16 protein-coding genes and 3 pseudogenes are annotated in these 21,569 nt (G+C 53.6%); 6 read left to right on the top strand and 13 right to left on the bottom strand.

What is annotated here, in order from left to right; genetic code table 11:
* Window positions 1–8: 8 nt before the first annotated feature.
* The 4 genes and pseudogenes from KRAC_RS57400 to KRAC_RS80655 form a co-directional block, all read left to right on the top strand.
* On the top strand, window positions 9–749 hold the full coding sequence (locus KRAC_RS57400; protein ID WP_007922809.1) for a hypothetical protein: 741 nt from the start codon (window positions 9–11) through the stop codon (window positions 747–749).
* 575 nt (window positions 750–1,324) lie between these two features.
* A complete protein-coding gene (locus KRAC_RS57405) occupies window positions 1,325–3,235 on the top strand; it encodes a hypothetical protein (RefSeq protein WP_007922812.1) in 1,911 nt (636 codons plus the stop codon).
* A gap of 502 nt (window positions 3,236–3,737) precedes the next feature.
* Entirely contained in the window at window positions 3,738–4,199 is a 462-nt protein-coding gene (locus KRAC_RS57415) for a hypothetical protein (protein ID WP_157508332.1), read from the top strand.
* Between the two features lie 10 nt (window positions 4,200–4,209).
* A pseudogene (locus KRAC_RS80655) lies at window positions 4,210–4,371 on the top strand (OsmC family protein); the annotation flags it as partial.
* 150 nt (window positions 4,372–4,521) lie between these two features.
* On the opposite strand, the gene KRAC_RS57425 reads toward KRAC_RS80655, so the two are convergent.
* The 3 genes from KRAC_RS57425 to KRAC_RS57435 form a co-directional block, all read right to left on the bottom strand.
* Window positions 4,522–5,040 (bottom strand): nucleotidyltransferase domain-containing protein, encoded by a 519-nt coding sequence (locus tag KRAC_RS57425; protein ID WP_007922816.1) that lies wholly within the window; start codon window positions 5,038–5,040, stop codon window positions 4,522–4,524.
* Between the two features lie 608 nt (window positions 5,041–5,648).
* On the bottom strand, window positions 5,649–6,290 hold the full coding sequence (locus KRAC_RS57430) for an HAD family hydrolase (protein ID WP_007916830.1): 642 nt from the start codon (window positions 6,288–6,290) through the stop codon (window positions 5,649–5,651).
* Window positions 6,291–6,659: 369 nt separating this feature from the next.
* The gene (locus KRAC_RS57435) at window positions 6,660–6,971 is read right to left on the bottom strand and encodes a hypothetical protein (RefSeq protein ID WP_007922822.1); all 312 of its coding nucleotides are present in this window, start codon (window positions 6,969–6,971) and stop codon (window positions 6,660–6,662) included.
* Window positions 6,972–7,420: 449 nt separating this feature from the next.
* Here KRAC_RS57435 and KRAC_RS80660 point away from each other — a divergent pair.
* Window positions 7,421–7,513 (top strand): annotated as a pseudogene (locus tag KRAC_RS80660) (IS5/IS1182 family transposase); the annotation flags it as partial.
* Between the two features lie 3 nt (window positions 7,514–7,516).
* Here KRAC_RS80660 and KRAC_RS57440 read toward each other — a convergent pair.
* The 10 genes and pseudogenes from KRAC_RS57440 to KRAC_RS73400 form a co-directional block, all read right to left on the bottom strand.
* A pseudogene (locus KRAC_RS57440) lies at window positions 7,517–8,089 on the bottom strand (Type 1 glutamine amidotransferase-like domain-containing protein); the annotation flags it as partial.
* Between the two features lie 299 nt (window positions 8,090–8,388).
* Window positions 8,389–9,603: a hypothetical protein gene (locus tag KRAC_RS57445; protein WP_007922824.1), complete on the bottom strand. Its 1,215-nt coding sequence runs from the start codon at window positions 9,601–9,603 to the stop codon at window positions 8,389–8,391.
* 273 nt (window positions 9,604–9,876) lie between these two features.
* Window positions 9,877–10,095 (bottom strand): hypothetical protein, encoded by a 219-nt coding sequence (locus KRAC_RS73395; RefSeq protein WP_157508336.1) that lies wholly within the window; start codon window positions 10,093–10,095, stop codon window positions 9,877–9,879.
* Window positions 10,096–10,451: 356 nt separating this feature from the next.
* Window positions 10,452–12,182, bottom strand: a complete 1,731-nt coding sequence (locus KRAC_RS57450) for a CocE/NonD family hydrolase (RefSeq protein WP_052569422.1) — start codon at window positions 12,180–12,182, stop codon at window positions 10,452–10,454.
* 152 nt (window positions 12,183–12,334) lie between these two features.
* Window positions 12,335–12,730 carry a DUF6262 family protein gene (locus KRAC_RS57455; protein ID WP_040448573.1) on the bottom strand — a complete coding sequence of 132 codons (396 nt, stop codon included), beginning with the start codon at window positions 12,728–12,730 and terminating at the stop codon, window positions 12,335–12,337.
* Between the two features lie 709 nt (window positions 12,731–13,439).
* The gene (locus KRAC_RS57460; protein ID WP_007922827.1) at window positions 13,440–14,975 is read right to left on the bottom strand and encodes a DUF3995 domain-containing protein; all 1,536 of its coding nucleotides are present in this window, start codon (window positions 14,973–14,975) and stop codon (window positions 13,440–13,442) included.
* A 181-nt stretch (window positions 14,976–15,156) separates the two neighbouring features.
* Window positions 15,157–15,849: a response regulator gene (locus KRAC_RS57465; RefSeq protein WP_007922828.1), complete on the bottom strand. Its 693-nt coding sequence runs from the start codon at window positions 15,847–15,849 to the stop codon at window positions 15,157–15,159.
* A 14-nt stretch (window positions 15,850–15,863) separates the two neighbouring features.
* The gene (locus KRAC_RS57470) at window positions 15,864–17,333 is read right to left on the bottom strand and encodes a HAMP domain-containing sensor histidine kinase (protein WP_211221553.1); all 1,470 of its coding nucleotides are present in this window, start codon (window positions 17,331–17,333) and stop codon (window positions 15,864–15,866) included.
* Window positions 17,334–17,739: 406 nt separating this feature from the next.
* The gene (locus tag KRAC_RS57475; RefSeq protein WP_007905642.1) at window positions 17,740–19,149 is read right to left on the bottom strand and encodes an ISKra4-like element ISKra2 family transposase; all 1,410 of its coding nucleotides are present in this window, start codon (window positions 19,147–19,149) and stop codon (window positions 17,740–17,742) included.
* Window positions 19,150–19,620: 471 nt separating this feature from the next.
* Window positions 19,621–19,788, bottom strand: coding sequence for a hypothetical protein (locus tag KRAC_RS73400; RefSeq protein ID WP_157506249.1), 168 nt, complete (start codon window positions 19,786–19,788; stop codon window positions 19,621–19,623).
* On the opposite strand from KRAC_RS73400, the gene KRAC_RS57485 reads away from it, so the two are divergent.
* Window positions 19,781–21,463 carry a recombinase family protein gene (locus KRAC_RS57485; protein ID WP_007922831.1) on the top strand — a complete coding sequence of 561 codons (1,683 nt, stop codon included), beginning with the start codon at window positions 19,781–19,783 and terminating at the stop codon, window positions 21,461–21,463. The two genes, KRAC_RS73400 and KRAC_RS57485, sit on opposite strands and share 8 nt — an antisense overlap.
* Window positions 21,464–21,569 lie beyond the last annotated feature (106 nt).

The following is a 21,569-nucleotide window of genomic DNA, read 5'->3' on the forward strand; positions in this document are numbered from 1 at the left end:
TGACGAAGATGAGCTGGCTCGCTGCCTCCTATCATTTCCCTTCAACCTATTCTATTCGCGTTCCAATGAGTAGTGAAACGCATGCGCGGGTGCTTCCAACTCCAGGACCAGCAACCATTCGCCTAACCCTGCTACGAACAAGCATTGAAGTCTTTGGTGCTGAAGAGACACAACACACACTGTTTCCGCTCTTCATATCGTGTTCGCTCTCTATTCGGCCACCGGTGCAGGTCGCCATAACCCAACAGCAACTACGCGGATATAAAAGAAGCCCGAATAGAGAGGAGGCAACCGAGACGCTTCAGGAGTCACTGCTCCAGCGGGAGATGGCCTATGCGAAAGGAGAAATGACCATCTATGCCCACATTCCCTCCGCGTTTCTCACCCAGTACGCAACTCTTTTTCGAGCCATCGGCTACTGGGGACAAAGTAGTTCGCTGACGACCTGTCTTGATCTAAGCGAGCAGGAACCCAGGAGCGAAGAATGTATGATGCCTCTTGCGCAGCTTGCGATGCTTCGCCCCCAGGCAATGATTCAGCCATGGTTTCCTGCTCTGGTGTCGGAATTTGCCAATAATGGTGTGACCTGGAGAGAAGTGATTGCTCCGAACGCACTTTCAAAAAAAAGAGTACTTCATCTCGATGTCGCCGTCTGGCCACTCACACTCCTACGACAGAATGGAAGCGGGAAATATTTTCTTCGTCAAGCCTTTTTTGAAAGGAAGGAATTCAACGTCATTTCTTCATAGGAAAGGAGAAAGATACATACTATCGCGAGAGGCGATGTAGTAAACAAATTGAGCAGAACCTCTCGAACGCCTTGCAATGGCCTCTGGCGCTCAAAAGATCTAGGTCTTCACAATTTACTCCTTCTGGAAAAAACGAAAAGAGGAGCCTCTCGCAAAGAGTGTCATGAAAAAGGTATGATGCCATGAAGGGACTCTAGCAGTTACAAGGCAGGTTATCGCGCTTCAGCGTTTGCCGCCACCCGAGCACCAAGATGAGCGATCAGTGGCAATTGGTTACAAGGCAGGTTATCGCGCTTCAGCGTTTGCCGCCCTTGGTCATGCTCATCCTTTCAAAGAAATAGTATAGTTACAAGGCAGGTTATCGCGCTTCAGCGTTTGCCGCCAGGGAGGGAAGGGCGACTCTTCCCATCAAGAGCTGGGAGTGCCCTGGCGAAATCCGCCTCGTCCTTGGAACGCAGACCCTTGGCTTTGTAGAGCCCACGAATTGCGCAACGAGATGACCAGTAGCGAAGCAGCAGAAAAATATGCCTTCTTGATGAGGAAGAACAAAAGGATTCCTCACAAAGGAGGCATATATGAACAGTATGATAGATTCGACCGTGATCATCCAGACCACTTCACACTCCGTTCCCTCGACGCCCTCCTGGTTTGGGGAGATGGTGGTCATCGCCCGGTATCTTCAACGCATGGGTGTGCTGGCAAAGATCTCCGAGCGCGTGCGCTTCGCCCGGCGTCGGTTCGGGCGCTATGAGGTCATCGATTTTGCGGCCGTCCTCTTCGGCTATGCCGTGAGTGGTGAGCGGACACTGGAAGCGTTCTACGAGCGTGTGTATCCCTTTGCCGCTGCTTTCATGGCACTCTTCGGACGAGATCGCTTGCCTGCCCGTTCGACGCTCTCACGCTTTTTGGCCGCTCTGACCGCTGAAGCAGTCGAAGTCTTGCGCGCGCAGTTTCTCGAAGATCTGCTTGGGCCGCAGCCAGACTTTGAGCAGCAACCCTGTGGGCTCACCGACCGAGCAGGGAACTTGTGGAAGGTGTTCGACATCGATGGCACACGCGAAGCCGCCCGGCAACGTGCCTTACCCCAGATCCCGGAGCAGCCTGTCCCCCAACGTCGGCTACGGGACGTATGCGCTCCTGGCTACACGGGTCGTAAGCGGGGGGAAATCGTGCGTACCCGCACAACTGTCTTGCAAGCGCATTCGTACCAGTGGCTCGGCTCCTTCGGCCATCCAGGCAACGGAGAGTACCGAAAGGAGTTGCGCCGAGCAGTGGGGATGATCCAGTCCTACCTGCGAGCGCACCAGTTTCCAGAAGAACGCGCCTTGCTGCGGCTTGATGGCCTCTATGGGACCGGAGCCGTCCTGGCCGATCTGCTTGGGTTCGCCTTCGTGATGCGCGGCAAAGACTATCGGCTCCTTGATCTGCCTGTCGTCCAGACACGCTTGCGCTTGCCTGCCGATCAGCAGTTCTCCCGCCCGGAAAGTAACCTGGTCCGCACGCTCTATGACTGCTCTGACGTGACAGTGGGTGCGAGCGGGCAGCACTGCCGCCTGGTGGTGGCGACTCATCGCACTGGGCCGACAAAGAACCGGATTGGCATCGAACGCGACGGGCTTGCCTACGAACTGTTCTTGACGAAGCTGCCGCAGGAGGCCTTCACCGCTGCTGATGTCGTGGCGCTGTATCTGCATCGGGGAACCTTTGAAACCACCCTAAGCGATGAGGACACGGAGCAAGACCCAGATCGTTGGTGTTCTCATGCCGCTTGCGGACAAGAAGCCTGGCAGATCGTCTCGCAATGGGTTTGGAACCTCCGTCTGGAGTTGGGGCATCAACTTGAGCCTGAGCCGATACGCACCACCGAGTTTGCGCCTGCCCTTCCGCCAGCCAAAGAGCATACAGCTCCTGCTTCCGGCTATGCCCCCGCCGTGGTAGCCTTACCGCTCAAACAGGATCGCTTCTCGGGGCGCGACTTTGCTCTTCAGCCAGATGGCACCTTGCACTGTCCAGCAAGGCAGACACTCAGTACAACCGAAGAGCGCCGGGAGGCGGATGGCAGCCTGCGACTGGTGTACGCAGCTCGCATCAGCCACTGTCGAGGCTGTGGGTTACGCGAACAGTGTCAGTGGCATGGCGGCAACACACAGAAGCCACGTCGGGTCAGCGTGCTACTCCATCCACTCCGGGTCGGCTCTGCTGCTTTACTCTGGAAAGACTGGAGTCGCAGGCAGCATCGTCGAGCCTGTATGCAGCTCTTGCGTCACCAACGGGTCGATATGCACCTGGAGCCAGCCCTCCAGCCTAGCCCAACCACGTCTCAACCCGTGCTTTCTCGTGCCCAGCGTGCCCATTCTCGGCTCTCGTGGGAGGTGCGATTGGCCTACAATGCCCTTGCCTCAACGACTGGTCGATGTACGATCACGCTGTTCGGGGTGCTGGAAGGCTTCGCGACCTCGCTCGGTCTGTTCACTGCGTCACACTGAGATCGGTCGTCGTGGGATATCCTCTCCTCGGGAAGGCAGGCTTCTCCGAGCAACTCTTCACGCCTTCTTTGCCCGGATTTTTTCTCTGTTTTCCTCATCTTCTGTTCTTTTTGCTTCATCCTCCCCTATTTTCCTTTCCTCTCCTGGGCATACTTTCCCGTTCTGAGGAGCTTTCGCCTTCTCACCTAGTAATTAGCTCTTCAACTGGTTCGTTGCGCAATTCGTGGGCCAAGAGAGCTTCGGAGAGAGATGCTCATCATTGATGGGCTTTCTCGGAAAGGTCTCGATATCGCGTGTGCCAACCAGCCGGAGCCGCCATCTGGTCTGTTTGTACTCCACACTCACGTGTTGGATCTGAGGATACTCCAAGAAGGGATGGGCTTGGAAACACTCTCTATAGTATGTATAAACGCACAATATAAAATCGTGCATCTTTCATCAAGTCGGGGCAGGAGGCCCCGTGCCTTTAAACTGTCTTTTACTGATGGGAGAGGCGATTCACATGGAGCTACATACCACAACATCCTGCCCAAACCAAGATCTACCAGGAGAGCGCGAAGATTGGCCAACCTATCTTCAACAGTGGCAAACCCGCTACTATCAGGAGTGGCAAGATTATTTTAAGCCGTGGGATTGCTATATACAAAACAGTCCATCCCCTACCGACTGGCAAGGTCTTGACAAGAAAGATCTTGACAAGAAATCTCTTGCCCAGGTTCAACAACTCTACGATCACGAAACACACAATCAAGGTACTATTGGTTGGCAAGCTGCTGTGAAAGCCTACAAAAAATACTCGGTTCAGCCAAGTAGTGACAAGCGTTGCTATCTTAGTGCCTACCTTGCCTACCGCTACTACTGGACTGTTGAAAAGGATCAACTCTGGCGTACCGAGCCGGAAATCTCCCTGATTCGCCAACATTTTCATAATGTAGCTCTACCAAATGCGCAGAATTCTCTTTAATATAGATCTTAACGGGCAGGGTGGGTTTGGACTCGAAGTCGAATTGCGTGTCTCTATCCCTGGAGTAGATTCCGCCACCTGCGAGAAACTCCTTGAACTCGCCCATCAGGTCTGCCCCGATTCCAACGCCACGCACGGCAATATTCCTGTCAAACTCACTTTTGAGGAGTAATCGCTGGCGACCCTCTCATAGACTCTGGAGTACGAGCGGAGCGGAAGACAATGCCACGCCTTAGCATTGTCTTCCGCTCCGCTCGTACAGAAAGCGCCTTGCTTGCCTTATGGCAAGCAAGAGAGTTGGGAGAATTGCATTCAAGCCAGGTTACTGATGAGCTAAATCTCGTTGCGCATCCCGTGGGTAGAGCAACTGAATTTCGGGAGCAAGATAGGGAATGCCATCCTTGGTTATCCGTCCCAGTGTAGAGAGAGAACCACAGATCTGTGCAGTGCGACGAAAGATCCATTGATCACGGTCGGTGTCTATGACCATCAATTGGAGAGCCCAAGGATCACGCTCGTGTGGGCGACACCAAATATCGTGGACCGAAGCCGAGAGAAGCACATCCTGTTTCCATTCTTGGAATGGCCACGAACCGGGTAACAGCTCCGGATGCGCTTCTTGAACATCCCATCCCTGGAGCCGAGCACGAATCTCGTGCTGATCTGGGCGCAGAAAGAGGACATCGATATCCTCATGCTCTCGTGTTTGCACTCCGAGGAAGAGATCGAGTGTCCATCCGCCAGCGATCCACCAGGGAACCGTGAGCGTGGAAAAGAGCCTGGCAACTTCCTCTGGTTGCCACGGCTGCCATGACCCAAAATGGTTCGCCTCGTTTGTCATCCCATGCCTTCCAAATAGTGTTTCCGTCTCCTTCCTCATACGGATAGAGTAGCATCATTTCACGTTCCTTGCCGAATAAGCGCTCCATTTTTCTTCCAAATGCAGCGTTCATTTGCCCCAGTCATAGAGCGTGAAGAACCCGTTGGCGGAGCAGTGTTTCACTTACGTTCTTTCAACCTTGCTTCTCAACGAAGTCTTTATGTATTTGGGATACCCATAGTCACCTGCTTATTGATGAGTTTGTGGTGCTCTGGTGGGGTACACAAGAAATAATATCTTTCGCTTGCTTACTCCAAAACAGCACCACACACTCCGGTGCAAAGTCAGCACCACTCCGGTGCAAAGTTGAATCTACTCCAGTGCAAAGTCAAAATCTACTGTAAGTGTTGTTTTTCCACTGGACTGGTTGCGGTGATGTTTTGGACTGGCTGATCTTTATTCAGTCCTCAAACTACGCAGTCCGTTATTTTCAGTTTGGTTTTTTTTGCATATCCCCCCGAAACGGTGTACTCGTTTCGGGGGGATATGCAAAAACCCCCATAATCCGCGGATTTTCGCCCACGAAGCAAAATGATTTACAAGTATGGGACACACTGGTAAATGCTCCTTCAGGTTACATTAAGGATGATATCCTTCAATTCAATCAGAGTTTCGATTCGATAGCTAGCCTGTGAAAAGTCATGTGCTTTTGTAAAGTCGTTATAGACAATGACACAGTCAATGCCGGCCGCCACGGCTGAGTTCAGCCCTCTGGATGAATCCTCTACAACCAGTGTCTCTTCTTTGGTGGCTCCGAGGCGCTTTAAGCCGGTCAGGTATGGTTCCGGGTGCGGCTTGGTGAGCTTGTAGTCTTCGCGAACAAGGACGAAATCCATGAATTGTCTAACTTGGCGCTTTTCATGGATAATTTCAAAATCCACACGTTTTGCAGTCGTCACGATGGCCATGCGGACGTATTTTGACAGTTCAGCAAGAGTTTCAACGACGCCTTCAATCTCAATGGCTTCTGTTCTAAGATATTCCTGATAATAATCATTACGAACCTCACGCTGCCTGCTGATGGTCTGTTCATCAATACCTGCCGCCCTGGCTTGGGCCCAAGTGCCCAATCCCTGGTTCATGTCCCGGAGGTATTGATCCTTGTCCAAAGTCAAACCAATGTCCGCCAGGGCGCGTTCTCCAGCTTTGTAATACCAGAATTCGGTATCCACCAGAACACCATCATGATCGAAGAGTATGTACTTTTTCACTGTCTTGATCCTTTCCGGTAGCCGCGGTGTAAATCATTTTGCTTCGTGGGCGAAAATTGGATAACTAGGTGGGCGGTAAAACAGGCATTGACGATTCGCTTCTTCATCTCATGCTTCTGTCCTTCAATTTTCGCATCTTTTCTCGTCTATCTCCCATCATACCGCCCACATAATCCGCGGATTTTCGCCCACGAAGCAAAATGATTTACACTAGCATAGACCGTGTAATACTTGATCTGCTCGATCACCTCCTCCACCTCACAGTGGATACAGGTATGCAGGTAGATGCGACTACGTAGCCGACGAGGCATTGCATACGTGCAATACCCACGCTTGCAGGATGGGCAGCGAAACCACACTGCCATCCGCTTACGAGCGCAAATGTACATGGGTACCTTTCCTTTCAGCCTCGCGTTGCTTACGCCGCTTCTCACGCTGTTTCGCGACACGGACCTCATACGCTTCGGCGCGCCGCGCCTCACGGCATGATGGACAATAGCGGGGCAAAGGCCCTGGGTAGCGCATTTCTGTCTTTTGCGTTCCGCAGCGCTGGCACGTAAACGAGACCTCTCGTGCGGCTACTTGTCGCTCAAAGGCTGGCTTTCCTTGCGCACGCAGCTTGCCATACACCTGCACAGTATGGATGCGCGGCTGTTGGCCCGATGCTGCTGCTTCTGTCATTGAACCTCCTCGCTTCTTGTGTATGTGACTATTACTTGCAAAAATCTGGACCGCTTTTAGCTGAAGCCACCTGATATGCCATCTCATGCCTTGTTGATATACTCACAACGGCAGCGCCTTACCTATTAGTAAATGTCCTCCGATGTGAGCAGGTTTAGCCCTCCAACATAAGCACTTGCCCTCCAATATGAGCACTTGGAGAACCGTACCTGGGCAAACCGCTCCATATCTAGGGTGTTGGCTGAAATCAATGGAAATAACCTGACGGATCAGGCGACGCGTTCTCGTCAAAAAAACGGCACATCGTCACGCCGTGTGGGATCGCTCCGAGCCTGAAACGACCAAAGCGGCAAGGCCGACCTCATCCCACACAGCGTGACGATGTGCCGCTTACAGCGAAATCCGGAGTCAACAAACCAGTGGGGAAGCCGACTTGCGGACGGATTGAGCTAAGGCACAAACCGTTTCCAATGGCCTTCGGAGACAACTTCGACTGCTCCGTCGATCACTTTGATGGCGGTCTGATCGTCGATCGCATACGCCGGTACTGGTATCCCGGCGGCCCATCTTTCTGCGTCGGCCATGGAGTTGTCCGGCAGATAGTCGGCATCCAGGTGCGGAAGCAACGTAAAGTCAACCAGTCCCAGCATTCTGTCGCTGCGGCTCTCCGTCAATTGAGGGTCGTCGTAGACTCCGATGGGGGGGGTGACCACCATACTCCCACCGCTCAGCCCCACATAGACTGCCTCGCGCCGCAGCGTCGGCAAGAGGTCCGCCAATCCCGATTGCCACATCCAATAGCACAGATAAAACACCTCACCTCCTCCAACCAGCAAGGCGTCAACCTCTTGGACCAGAGGGACCCAATTCTCTTTCTTGATACTGGGGAGAGCGGTGAGCTCCAGTACTCCCAACGACTTCCACCCCAATTCGCAAAAGGGGCTCTTGGCCACTCCGTGGATCAGCTGGTAGACTCCGGCAAGACCACCGGGGTAGGCGTACCACGCAGTGGGAATGACGAGGGCGCTGGACTCGGCGATCGGTTTGCCCAGAGACTCAACCAGGGCTTTGTGAATGCTGTCGTTGGAGATGCCGCTAGACGTGAGAAGAAATTTCATGATGGTCTCCTTTCCAATTCATTACGAGCCGAAAGTCTTTTCCGGTCATGCTCTTTGATAGAACATTTGTCTCCTCCAAGAGTACCTGAGAGACAACCAAATGGCAAGATTTTCTAGGAGCAACGGACCATTTGGAAAGAAAAGGCCCCGAAATGTGTGAGCAGTTTTTCGGGGCCTGGCTGGATTGTATCTGGGGTCAGCGTATCCAAACTTGAAAAGTGTACGCTAAGGTTTGGATGTGCTGGCTCCCCATCATCCCTGTATGCAGAGACGGAGGCGCAAAGCTCCGTCTCCACGAGTTACTGTGACCTTTCTTCTAGATCAGATGGCAGAATCTGCTGGGTGAGCAACTGATGCAGGCGCTCGCGGCGCTGTGGTCCTCGCAGGATTGGTTCGAGCAGCCGACGACCATAGAAGTAGGTGAAAATGTAGGTCTCGCGGAGTGGCCGCTGTAGTGAGGCAAGCTGGCGCTGCGCCGCCTCTTCGTCCATGAGCGCGTAACGCATCAGATAATCTTTCACTTCGGTCTCCGTGCGTCCTTCGCTCAAGAGCCAGACAGCGTTGCACGACACACCAAACAAGAGATCCGTGGCGCGCTGGATCTTCGTCAGGTCGCTCCCGTCGGGAGATATGCCCGCTTCTGGATAGATATGTTCAGCCAGCCACTGCTCCGCTTCTCCAGGGGCGAAGAGCATCTCATGCGCGAGGAGAGCCAAACCCTCACTGATCACAAACGGCGGTGTGGACAGGAATCCCACCCGCTGTTCAAGATACCCTCGCTGCTGAATGAGGGCCTCGTCTTTGAACACGGCCTCCGCGAGGTGGCCGGGATAGCCCTCATGGCACAACACATAGAAAAGATCGGTGAGCGGAAAAGGCACCGCAGGATTAAGATAAATGCGCGAGCGATGATTCCCCAGATAACAGGCTATCGCTCGTATAGGCCGATCAATCACCGGCTGAATCTCTACCTGCTCATCCGCTGGCAGGGGAACAAGTTCCTGGGTGCGTCGCCGAACCTCGTCCAGGCCACGCTGGAGAAAAAGAGGCAACATATGAGCTTTCTCTGGCGGCAACGTGAAAGCCGCTTTCCATTGCTGGAAGCGGGAAGCAATGCTGCCGTTTCCAGGCAGCGCTTCATCATAGATCGCATGTGCCTGTTCAAAGATGCTCTCGGGCAGCCAATCGATGTGAAGATCATAGCAGCGCAGGATCTCCTCCTGCAGCGAGAGGCGCTCACCCTGCAAACGACGGCTGACCGTTTCCAACGCACCCAGCAACTTCGCCAGATACGCGGCCCGTTGTGGCTCAAAATGCTGCTGAGAGAGGGTATCCATCAACGCCTGCGTATCGCGTACAAGCGTCTCTCCCAACTGAACAGGCTCATGCTGCACCTGCTCATACCATTCCGGCGGCAGATATTCCTCAACTGGTTCGTAGGATGTGCGCGCATCAACGGCTTTTTGCAGCCTCAACACCAGGACGGTGTAGTCGTGTAACCATTGTTCATTCAAAAGAGGGTATCCTTCCTTTTTCTCTTGGGATGTCGTCGTGCTTTGCTCTGTCTTCCTCTGGAAAGCGAAAGGTGGAACAGCCTTCTCGCGCAGATTGTGAGCGCGCATGAACAACATGCTGCCGATGTTTAGCAATCAATTGGCACAATTGCTAAAAATGAGTGTAGCATATTTATCGCTTCAATGTAAGCAACATATTACTTCGTTCGCTAGCAATCTCTATTGTACTGTGCTAATTATGCTCGTTTTTTACCTGTTTGGGCAGAGTAGCAATTAGAGCGTCGTCAGGCGAGATTGGAGGTGGGCCGCCATCCGTTCCAGATGGTCGATAGTCAAGCGGTCAGTCACACCCAACCAGTGTTTGTAGTGGCGACCGTGGAGACTAATCATGGCAATCCAACCACGCGTCGGTTTGCCATGATTAGTCTCACGGTAAGCAGTAAAGCGACCAGATTGCCCAACGAAGCGGAACGAGGAAAGGGTTGCAACCAATCTATCTGAGCAGGAAAAGGGTCAGTGGGAGGGTGTTCTCTTGCATCCAACACCTGCGCTCAATGATGAGCAAAATGGGCTGAATCGCTCGGACAGATCACAAGCTACTGGCTTGAATGCTGCTGGTACGAGAAGACCGTCCGAGCATTGAGTACCAGCATGACGTTGAATCTTGAGCGACTCTCATTGACAGAAACAGTACACACCTCTTGGCTTGGAGAGCGGCTTCATTTGCGCCTGATGGCTCTGCTGCTCATATTGGCGGGCAAGTGCTCAAGTCGGCGGGCAAAATCCGCTCATGTCGGATGTCATTTACCACCTATCCAATGCCGGGATAAGTAAGGCAGACCTGTTCGTTACAGTGAACAAATGGGTAAGAGGATATGAGACGCTCTTGACCCACCAGAGAACACCGTGTTGTTGGCAACCTGCCCGCGGTCTCCCGTGTCAAACGCTTCCCCTGTGTTCAGATTCCGATCATAGCGGGGAAAGTCACTACTGGTTACCTCGACTCGGAGTCGGTGACCTGCTTGAAAGACTTGCGCTGTTGCCTGGAGGTCGATCTCAAAGCGATAAATTTGCCCTGGATGCATCAGTGTAGGCTCCGTCAAGGAATCCCGATAGCGTGCCCGCAAAATCCCATCGCAGACAGACATGGAACGCCCATCTGGCCAGACATCGCAGAGGCGCACCACCCAGTCGGTATCTGGAGCTGAAGATGTGCCGTAGAGGACTGCTTTCACTGGTCCAATCACTGTCAGATCCTGCTCAAGGGGATGTGAAGTATAGGTGAGCATCTGTCCCTCGATAGAGCGATGATCTTTTGGGCCGAGAAAGGGATAGGTCAACAGACTCTCGATTGGAGCCATTGGATCGTAGAGGAAGCTCTCTGCTTGCTCATCCGAGGCTGGTTGCTCAAAAGCAAGAAGTCCGTTGTTGAGAGAAGCAGCTGTTTGTCCAGATCCTGCCTGGAGATACATCGGCTGGTAGGTCGTATCTGGCAGCGGCCAGGACTCGGCCTCCACCCATCGATTGATGCCCATCAGGAACACACGCACTGCTGGGCCATCCATGATCCCGTTCGGCACCTGTTTGAGCCAGTAATCATACCAGTGAAGACGATAGTCAAAGAGATCGAAAGCGGCCTGCGGTCCGAAGTTGAGTTCGCCGACGACAGGCTCTCCAATTTGATTCGGGCCATGTATCCAGGGACCAATGATGAGTCGCTGATTCGACCGGCACTCCTCTGTTTTGCCTTTTGCTCGGATACCCTGGAAACACCGAAGCGTACTCCCCAGAAACACGTCAAACCAGCCTCCTAGGTGCAGGATTGGCACATTTACCTCGTGAAAGCGCTGCGAAAGGCTGGTCGGCCACCAATATGGCCCATCCTCCGAGTGGGCGAGATCGGCAAAATACCAGTCAGCGAGTCCTTCCAGAGGAGGACAGGCGGTGAGAGGAAGATGGCGATGCCAATCATCCACATTTTTGGCTGCCTGCTCCAACAGGGCGAGCGCTGATGCCGTCTTAGGAAGGACGTTTTGTCGCAAGTGCGCAAGCGTTGCATTGATAGCCCATCCTCTGTGCAATGCTAATTGGTAAGCGCCCCCTCGGAAAACAAAGTCGTGGTAAATATCTGACATGCCCTCGCGCACGAACAGGGCCTTGAGAAAATCGGGTTGTGTTGGGGTGAGTAAATATTGTGTCCCACCAGAGTAGGAGCCATCCAGCATGCCCACTACCCCATTTGACCAGGGTTGTTTTCCTGCCCAGAGGATCGTGTCATATCCGTCTCGATGCTCACTCCATCCATCATCCCGAAACGGAATGAAGTCGCCCTCGGATGCAAAGCGTCCTCGGACATTTTGCCCAACGACCACATAGCCACGGCTGGCGTAATATTCGCCGGCATATCGGCACCGTTCTGCTAATTCGTAAGCAACTCGTTCAATCAGAACAGGATAGCACCCCGGGTTACTGGGTCGATAGACATCAGCGCGCAGGATGGTTCCATCTGTCATAGGGATGGAAACCTGGCGTTCAACATGAACCTCATACTGAGAGGAAGAGGTATTCTGAGACTGCATCGGTTTTTGTGCTTCCTTCATCTTTGTCGAGCACGGCCCGACGAACATACTTCTGACTCATCAATCTCGACAAAGTGTATGCCAGAAAGAGAAACTTGACAAGGTCGCACAAACAACTCCATGACGATGGGAAGCCTTGTGGAGTAGCCACCTTAGCGTTGGTAGAGAGAGCTGTAGGCTACTTCCAGTTGCTTTTCGAGTTCTTTGATTTTTTCCGCTTGCTCACGAACCCGCTTTTGCAAGGCTGCAATCACTGTATCTTTCGAGGAAGAGGAAGCTTGGCTCTTGAGGGGGACGATAACTTGAGCTTTGGGAACCTGCTGGGAACGGAGATGGATAATCCGCATCTTGATATCCTCGTGTGCGTACAACCAGGCGGTTGAAATCTGTGCCGTTTCAGCAACGGCCTTGAAGGTAACGGGACGGTGTTGTGAAAGCAGGAGGCTGAGCGCTTCTTCTGCACGTCTTGATGTTTCCTCTGCCTTCTGTTTGGCTGCTTTTCGCAGTCCTTCAATATTCGATTTCTGGGATCTTGACGATGAGGTCATGGCGTAGCTCCTCTAGGGCGGCGATGAGTTGTCTCAGGCTGGCAACGAGCTGGGCACACTTTTCTTGCATACGGGTATATCCATGGGCGGCAAACATGGTTTTTTTTGCATATCCCCCCGAAACGGTGTACTCGTTTCGGGGGGATATGCAACCCCCCCGAAACGGTGTACTCGTTTCGGGGGGATATGCAACCCCCCCCTAAATGCTTAGCGTGGTATTCCGGTCCGTTAATACTCAAGGGCCTGGTTCGGCCAGGCACCTGGGTACATCTTTGAGAAGCAAGCTCTCTGGCATTAAATTTACACCCGTCCTCTCATTGCCTCCCTTCTCCCTTGTAGTCTACTCCGTTTTCATGCCGGGTGGTGCGGCTGCGCCGCATGGTTTCTTTGGAAATAAGCTGTTGATTTTTGGGCAATTGCCCTGTTGAAAGCAGCTCTCCTTCAGTCACATAGGAACCCATTCTTTAGGCAAAAGGCAGAGCGTGTGCATCGAGAACCACTAGCATCATGGGTAAGATTCCACTCACTTCTTTCCAAAATGCACCTATGGTTCAGGCGTGGTGGCAGGGAACATCTTATCGCTTTCCTTTTGTCTCTCACACTCGCCAGTAAAACAGAATGCTGTTAAGGAAAGCCGCCATTTCGCGCTCGAAGCGTTAGAGGCGGCCTTCCTGGTTCGCGGCCCCGGAATATGAGAACCCGGTCAACTTCATCCTACGAGGTTGGAAACGTGCTGTTTTTTTGCCCTGGAGAAGGGAGACTGACGCCGGTAGTTCCAGGCAACAGCACAGAAGAGCACACTCCCGATAAGAAACCACAGGCCGAGAAATGTCGCTGGCGCTACCAGGCCCATATGCGTCGCGCGCTTGAAACGTTCCAGGTCAGTGAATAAGCCAACCGCGAGGAAATCATTCAGCGCGTGCAGGGCCAGGAGTGCTGCGCCTGCCCACGTCAGGATGAGGAGCAGCCAGCGCGGACATTTCTGGCGCAGGGACTGGCTAAACGCGAGAGGGACCAGCACTCCCGCGAGACACAGGAGAAGAGCAAGCAGCACAGGTACGGCCCATATTCCCTCTGCGATGCCTGTGATCAAGATGAGCCCGAAAACCGTGCTCTGGTTCAAGGTCGCAGAGGCGAAAAGTCCTGCGCACAGGAGCGCCCAGGCGCAGGCTGCATATGCTGTCCATTGTGTGAGAGCTGGCGATATGTTTCCGCCGTGCGCCACGTCACGGCTTCCACGACCGCACCGTTTACAGTATCCGTTTGTCTTGTTGATGTAGGCGATAAGCGCCAGACCGAGGGTGATACCCCAGAGTAAAAAATTGGGATAGACGAAACCAAGCGATGGGAGTACATGCACGGGCAATGCTTGAAGGCCAAGGGCGGCGGCCAGGGCTTCTTCTGATCCCATGACGCCAACCGAGATCGACAGCCCGCACGTCCCGAAGGCGATACACATCGGTACCCAGCGCGTTATGCGGCCAAGCCGTTCGCCCCAGGGCTGCACCAGCGCCAGAGCAGTCACAATGGCAATGGCGGACAGGACAAATGAGCCATCAAACTCGCCTACCAGACCCTGCGAGATGGCCTGGGCCGGATTACGAAAGCCGATGGCAATACCCAGTGACCACAAGATTTTCAGAAGTCCGTAAAGCGCTGCTGGAATGCAGGAGACATAGCCGGAGATCGTCGCAACGCGTAACCATGTCTGCGATGGAGGGGCGTCTGTTCGTCCGCAGGTAAGACACGCGCTTCGGAGGCTGCGCTGGGCGAGAAGCGCCATCACCAGCCAGAGGAAAGCTCCCACCTCGGCAACTTCTCGCATCAGGAAGCCTCCATTGAACGGTTTCTGAGCGACGATATCGAGAGCCAGGCCACCAAAGGTTGAGAGATTTGCTTCATACAAGAGGATCAAACATGTTCCCCAGGTGAAGAGAAGCAACGGGACGCGAGGCAACCTGCGTCCCCATGACTGGACCAGCGCGAGCGCGATCAGGCACGCCACGAGGCTCACTCCTCCAAGGCCCCAACAGGCCGCGCGGAACCAGAGAGAAGCAGCCTGGGAAATCTGTTGACTCTGGAGAAGTGGGGACGCGGCAAGCCAGGCGTTTCCGCCGCTGGCCCAGTAGAAATGCACGATGGCGACCAGCAAGGCCCAGCCACAGGACGCGTACGACGCTCCCGCTGCCCACCATGGCACCCTGACAGATACTGCTTTTGCGTTTTTATCAAACAATTGTTGCATATTTTCTCCTTGTTTCATTGTGATTAATACCAGGAGTGATAGATGTATATCATCACTTTATCTGATTTTCGATCAAATTCTCTTTCCTGGAGAGAATGATACAAGGAAAATGGCAATTGCGGATGCGTCTGAAGTCTTGTTTTGAGAATGCGTCTGAAGTCCTGTTTTGAGGGAAACTAGCTCATTCATCGCGCATTTTGTTGTTGGTGGCCTTTTCGTCCCGGCGCATGAGTCCCTGTTGCCAGGCAAACACAGCTGCCTGGGTGCGATCCAGGAGATACAGCTTGCTCAGGATATTGCTCACGTGGCCTTTCACCGTTTTTTCGCTAATACTCAGCCGCGAGGCAATCTCGGCATTAGAACGCCCATCTGCGATCAGGCGCAGGACGTCGAGTTCGCGTTCGCTCAGTTCTGCGAAGGGATTGGTGGAGGTCTGCTTTGATTTCCGCAGTTCATGTACCACGCGCGCCGCCACCTGAGGGTGTAGCACCGACTCGCCGCGCACTGCTCTGCGCACCGTCTCCACCAACTCGTCAGGATCGACGTCTTTCAGGAGGTAAGAGAGGGCACCAGCGCGGAGCGCGGGAAAAATCTGCGCGTCTTCATGAAACGAGGTGAGCACAATCACCTGGGAACGAGGGCTGGCCTGTTTGACGCGCCGGGTGGCTTCGACGCCATCGAGGCCAGGCATCACCAGGTCCATGAGAATAATATCGGGCACCAGCAAAGCCGCCATGGACACCGCGGCTTCACCCGAATCGGCTTCGCCAACGACTTTGCAATCAGGTTGGAGCGCGAACAGCGCTCTCAGGCCCTGCCGCACAATCGCGTGATCATCTACAATCAGAATGGTGATAGGCTCTCTCTCTGCCATATGCTTTCTCCCTTTCAAAGAGATTTGAGCGTGTTTCCTTCGTGCTGCTGCTCACATTGGAGCGTAATCATCGTTCCCTGGCCTTCTTCGCTCTGGATTTCGATATGCCCACGCAAGGCCTGGATACGCTCGCGCATGGAAGAGAGGCCAACCCCCTGCTGATTTGCTTGCCTGACATCAAAGCCACGGCCATTATCGCTGATCGAGAGGGTTACGACCTCGCCAACTGCTAGTCGGAGCGTCACAGCGCTGGCCTGGCTATGTCGAGCCACATTTGTCAGGGCCTCCTGCGCAATCCGAAAGAACGCCTCTTCAATATTCGGAGACGCCAGTTGTGCTTCACTTCCCTCAAATGTCACGCTGATGCCTGTTTGCTTCTGCCATGTATGGGCATACTCTTGCAACGCCTGCGCCAGATTTTTATCAGAGAGCGCCACCGGGCGCAATTCGCGAATAAGCGCGGTCAGTTCTTGCTGCGTCTGACGAATCACCTGTTCAGCTTCATTTATTTGCTGGCGCGCTGCTTCCTCGTCATGCCCGATTAAACCTTTGGTGTTTCTCACCCAGATCGAGAGCGCAAATATCTGTTGTTTCACGCTATCGTGTAGTTCGCGAGCCAGACGGTTGCGCTCTTGCAGCTGGGCCAGGCTCTGGCGCGTGTGAAGCAGGTCGCGTAATTGTTCTGCCATGTGATTGAGTCGCAGTGCCAGTTGTCCCAACTCATCGTTGGATGTATCGAGCACCAGCGTCGAGAAATCTCCCCGCCCCCAGCCATCCACCGAAGCGAGGATACGCTTGAGACGGCGCACCAGGCCGTGGGCCGTCACTACTCCAAAGACAAGCCCAATGATTCCCGCCCCAACAAAGAAGATCAGGAGGCTTCCGCCGCCATAAAAGAGGAAGGCTGGCGCATATTCCCAGAGGTTGTCAGAGTGAAACTGCACGTGCTGAGCTATTACTAGCAGAACGCCCCTGATTTTTTGTTCGCTGACCATCGGAGCGACTATCGAGACGGTGCCCTTTTCCTCATAGGTAGAGGTACTGAGATTCGTAACCGTTGCAGGAGTAACCGCGAGTGCCTCTCGGATCTGCTGTTGTATGCCAGGAGATACTGCTCGCAGGAGATCGGAGTTTTCTGCCGGCGCATGGTCTCCAAATGCCGCCAGGACGTGACCGCTCGAATCGAGAGCTGCGATAAATCCCTGGAATTCAGTGCCGCTTCCCTGTCGCCATTCTTTCAAGGCTTGGGATAAGGTTGCGCGATTCACCAGCGGACCAGTGAAGTTCGAGCCGATGTTTTGCCCTGCAATACCGACCTGAGTCGCGAGAAGACCAGTCGCGTTCGCGGTGACGAAACCAAGGAGGAGCAGGGCAGTGATAATTTCAAGCAGAGACAGGACCAGCACCGTAGAGAGCGTATAAAAGATGGTCAGCTTCCACTGCAAACGACGAAAACGCCTGAAAAAGCGGGTTGGAAATTTCACTGTGGTGGTTCCAGATAGACTAACAGAGACGCTCATTTTGTGACTCTCGGTATAACCTGGCCGCCCTGGCCACATTTCGGCATTCCGGCAATACTTCCCATTCGGATTTGACCAGCCAGACAAGCCGCTTTGCAGATATCTCGATAATCCTTGAATACTCAATTGGCTTCAGGAGCCGATCAAACGCACTGGCAAAATCTGTACTTGCGGCCAAGTTATGCTTGATTTCTGCACAACCGGCCACTTTATGCTGTTTTAACACAGCCGCTATTGAGCTTGAATGCTCCTGCTTATCGGCTAAGTTATGCCGTTTTTGGCGGCCATTTTATGCCAAAAGTCACACATTTCTCAAGTATAGCACACTTTTTGACAAAAACCGATGACGCAGGGAGGCCAAGGGTGAGCGTCATCTTTTTGCAATGGATTTGGGACGACAAGCCAACACTCGTTTCCATGGATGATGGGTTGAAGGGCGTGAGGAACCAGGTAAGGTGGCAGCAGGTGCCATTGGACGAGGGGGAGGGGGAAGTGGCTTGGGAGTAGGGGAACGAAAGCGAAGGAGCGAGAGCATCAAGGAAGAGACCATCTGCTCAAGACGAGGTGTCGCTCGCTCGTTGCGACGCTGCTCCCGGTGACGGAGTTGCTCCCGCTCAATCTCTTGCCAGCAGAGATCCCATCGCTCATTACAGACGGCGTTGCGTAAGGTGAGCATGGGATTGACATGACTGGGCTCCCAATGCATACCTGCTCCTTTGAGGCGGGCTTGCACCACCACTTTATTGGCGCTTTCCACCATCCCTGACCCAATCGGCCAGCCTGCGGCTTGAAACTGGGGATACTGCATCAAGGCTTCGCGTTTGAGAAAATAGCCGACCTGTTCACGCACCCCTTCCTGTTGGGCGATCTGAGCTGGTAAACGAGCAAGCAGCCAGATGAGCAAACGGGGACCTCGATGTTTGAGTCGATGGCAGGCACGCTCCAGCAGGTCGTCAGGCAGAACGAGGCCGGCTTGTTGGAGCGCTTGGATGAGCAGATGGAGATGCTCTGCTGCATGAGGAAAATCCAAGATGCGCAACGCTTGGGGACAGTGGAGATCGAGGAAGCCCTGCAACCACTCGGCACCATCAGTGACTGCTCCGATTTCTTGAGCCTGCCGGACCCCTCGCTCTCGCATCTCCACATCAGCCAAGGTCGCAAAGGTCTGAGCATCACACATGCGAGAAAAATAGGAGAGATGACTGACCGTGACCTCTTGTGCTCCAGCCGGACTGGTGGAGGGTTCGACTTCTCCAAAAGCCACCGTTCGAACCTCTGCCCACTGCCCTTTGAGCAAAGGCACATAGGCCCCATCGGCGCTGATGGCCAGGCGCTTGGTAGGCTTGCTCACAGATGGTGACGAGGCGAAAGGTTCCGAGGCCAGAACCGTTTGCACCGCCAGGGCCAAGGCACCTGCCTGCTCACTCTGTCGACGCGCGCTCGCTTCACTGACCTGAACCCCGAGCAGACGTTGCATCATCTCAGCAGCTCGCGCAAAAGGCATCCAGCTCGAAAGATGGACCAGATGCTCGTGTTGCAACGATGTCAAGTTCCTCCCTCTTGGGAGAGCTAACTCCTCATCGAGGGGGAAAAAGCCCTGTCCCACACGTGGGGCAAGTTCCGTACGTTCTGCTGAGCGTGATCTCTTGTCCTCCTGCTCCTTGCAGACGGCGGGGTCGTTTCCCACGGGCTTGCAGTGGGGTGCCACACACGGGACAGGTGGGGCGCTCTTGGGCTGAGGTACCACTCCAGTCACGTTGCGCACTTGCTTGAGCTGCATCTTGAATCACTTGGGCTTCCAGTCGACTCAGGCGCTGATGCACTTCCTGTTCAATCTCACGTAAGGTCACCTTGGGATGGTCTCGCCGCCAGGCTTTGATATCGGTGAGAATCTGTGCGCTGAGTTGTTGCCAGCCTTGATCAGTCTCTTCGCTCATGTTTTTCCCTTCCCCTCTTGAGAATGAACACATCTTCGCAGAAGAGGGGGCTTTTGTCTAGCCCAATTGCAAAAACATGACGCTCACCCGGAGGCCAACTGGGGTATGAATTTTGGAAAGAAGACAGAGGAATCTTACCCATGATGGCCTAAAATGCGCGAAGCTGTCATCAAATGGTATGATAGCAAATGACAAATTCTGTATGAGCCGTCATACTCAGCTTCATCTTTCTCATTGGCGCTTGGCACATCACCCATGATAGAACGTTCTTTGTTCCCTCCTCGTATCTTCTCAACAGAGAAAGAAATCATTGGTTAGCGTCGTGGAGGGGACTGATGAAGCAACGCCACTGGAAGTGCCGTCGGCAAGGAGTTGAGCATATTCATGCCCTCTCCCGCTGGGATCAGGCCTACCAATGCCTTCTGCGATGGACGAATGCCCCGCAACAGGGGCCAGTCAGTCAGGAGGAAATCGATGAACATCGCAGCATATGTTCGTGTCTCGGGTCAGCGTCAAGTTCAGACACAGACCATCGAGCAGCAATTGGAACGATTACAGATATACTGCCAGTGTAAGAACTGGTTCTGGGAAGACGTCCAGATTTTTCGGGATGATGGCTACAGTGGAGCCAGTCTCAAACGACCAGGGTTAGATCGGTTACGAGATCAGGTGGGAAGAGCAATTTTTGATCGGGTTCTCATCACAGCGCCCGATCGTCTCGCCCGCAAATATGTGCATCAAGTCCTCCTCGTTGAGGAATTGGAGCGAGGAGGCTGTCAGGTGGAATTTGTGGAGCATCCCATGAGTCAGGATCCTCATGATCAGTTATTGTTGCAAATCCGAGGAGCGGTAGCCGAATATGAACGTACCCTCATTGCTGAACGGATGCGTCGAGGTCGTCTGCAAAAATTTCGAGCAGGGACGATGCTTCCCTGGAGTCGCCCCCCTTATGGGTATCGCTTAGATCCTGATCATCCACGGGATCCATCAGGAGTCCGCCTTCAAGAACCTGAAGCGATCCATGTGGCAGAAATCTTCGCGTATTATCTGGAAGAAGGGCATGGCTTGGAGCAACTCGCCAAGCACTTACATCAGCTAGGGATTCCAACCCCCAATGGAAAGTCGTATTGGAGCCTGACGACCTTACGTGACATGTTGAGGAATCCGGTCTACGCCGGAACCGTGTATGCTGGTCGAGAACGTGTTGTCGCGAAACATCGTCGTTTTTCCCCTTTGCAACCTATTGGGCGTCGATCCAGTACACAAGAGACGCCCTCTCAGGAGTGGATTGTGGTGGGACAAGTGCCAGCTATCGTTTCACAGGAGCAATTTGATTGGGTCCAGGCAAAACTGGCAGACAATTTGCACTTTGCCCGTCGGAACAATACCTCTCATCAGTACCTGTTGCGTGCCTTGGTCAGTTGTGGTCTGTGTCACCTTTCCTGTTTGGCTCGGACGAGTTCTGGACATGCCTACTATGTCTGCCGAGGAAAGCAGGGGCCCATCCGTTCTCGACGAGAGGAATGCTGTCATGCACGTTTCATTCCAGTTGAGCAGTTGGATACACTTGTCTGGCAGGACCTCTGTGAGGTGCTGCAACATCCAGTAGTTATTGAGCAGGCGTTGCAGCGAGCACAAGCGGGCGCTTGGCTTCCGCAAGAACTTCAAGCTCGCCGGACACAGGTCCGCAAAGCACGTAACACGCTGTGCGGGCAATTGGAACGACTGACTGAGGCCTATCTTGCCGATGCATTTCCTCTAGGAGAATACAAACGGCGGCGGCAGGACGTAGAACAGCGACTGGTGGCAGTGGAGATGCAGGCGAGCCAGATTGAAGCGAGTGTCCAGCAGCACATGGAATTAGCCAGCATCACTGGTTCGATCAACGAATTTTGTCAACGTATGAATCGCGGCCTCTCTCAGGCCACCTTTGAGCAGAAACGGCAGTTGGTAGAATTGCTCGTCGACCGTGTGGTCGTCACAATGGATGAGGTGGAGATCCGCTATGTGATCCCCACCTCACCGCGCAATGAACAGGTTCGTTTTTGTCATTTGCTTACGGACTATTCAGGTGCAAAGTGGCCAGTCAGAGTGATGATTTTCCGTTTCTGTTCTTACTTTCTGCTCGTCATCGCTATTTTTGACTGTTCTACCTGAGTATCAACACGGCTGTTTTGCTGATTCGGCTGGTACTAGATTTGAGTATCTAGTGCATTCTCAAGCGACCAATTCGGGAATAGGGTGGCAGGAGCAAGAGTTCCTG

The organism is Ktedonobacter racemifer DSM 44963, assembly GCF_000178855.1.
Lineage (GTDB): Bacteria > Chloroflexota > Ktedonobacteria > Ktedonobacterales > Ktedonobacteraceae > Ktedonobacter > Ktedonobacter racemifer.

Excerpts from the sequence above, each read along its gene's own strand:
- KRAC_RS57400 (WP_007922809.1), top strand. The coding sequence starts at position 9 with ATGAGCTGGCTCGCTGCCTCCTATCATTTCCCTTCAACCTATTCTATT.
- KRAC_RS57405 (WP_007922812.1), top strand. The coding sequence starts at position 1,325 with ATGAACAGTATGATAGATTCGACCGTGATCATCCAGACCACTTCACAC.
- KRAC_RS57415 (WP_157508332.1), top strand. The coding sequence starts at position 3,738 with ATGGAGCTACATACCACAACATCCTGCCCAAACCAAGATCTACCAGGA.
- KRAC_RS57425 (WP_007922816.1), bottom strand. The coding sequence starts at position 5,040 with ATGACAAACGAGGCGAACCATTTTGGGTCATGGCAGCCGTGGCAACCA.
- KRAC_RS57435 (WP_007922822.1), bottom strand. The coding sequence starts at position 6,971 with ATGACAGAAGCAGCAGCATCGGGCCAACAGCCGCGCATCCATACTGTG.
- KRAC_RS57450 (WP_052569422.1), bottom strand. The coding sequence starts at position 12,182 with ATGCAGTCTCAGAATACCTCTTCCTCTCAGTATGAGGTTCATGTTGAA.
- KRAC_RS57455 (WP_040448573.1), bottom strand. The coding sequence starts at position 12,730 with ATGACCTCATCGTCAAGATCCCAGAAATCGAATATTGAAGGACTGCGA.
- KRAC_RS57460 (WP_007922827.1), bottom strand. The coding sequence starts at position 14,975 with ATGCAACAATTGTTTGATAAAAACGCAAAAGCAGTATCTGTCAGGGTG.
- KRAC_RS57465 (WP_007922828.1), bottom strand. The coding sequence starts at position 15,849 with ATGGCAGAGAGAGAGCCTATCACCATTCTGATTGTAGATGATCACGCG.
- KRAC_RS57475 (WP_007905642.1), bottom strand. The coding sequence starts at position 19,149 with ATGCAGCTCAAGCAAGTGCGCAACGTGACTGGAGTGGTACCTCAGCCC.
- KRAC_RS57485 (WP_007922831.1), top strand. The coding sequence starts at position 19,781 with ATGAACATCGCAGCATATGTTCGTGTCTCGGGTCAGCGTCAAGTTCAG.
- KRAC_RS73400 (WP_157506249.1), bottom strand. The coding sequence starts at position 19,788 with ATGTTCATCGATTTCCTCCTGACTGACTGGCCCCTGTTGCGGGGCATT.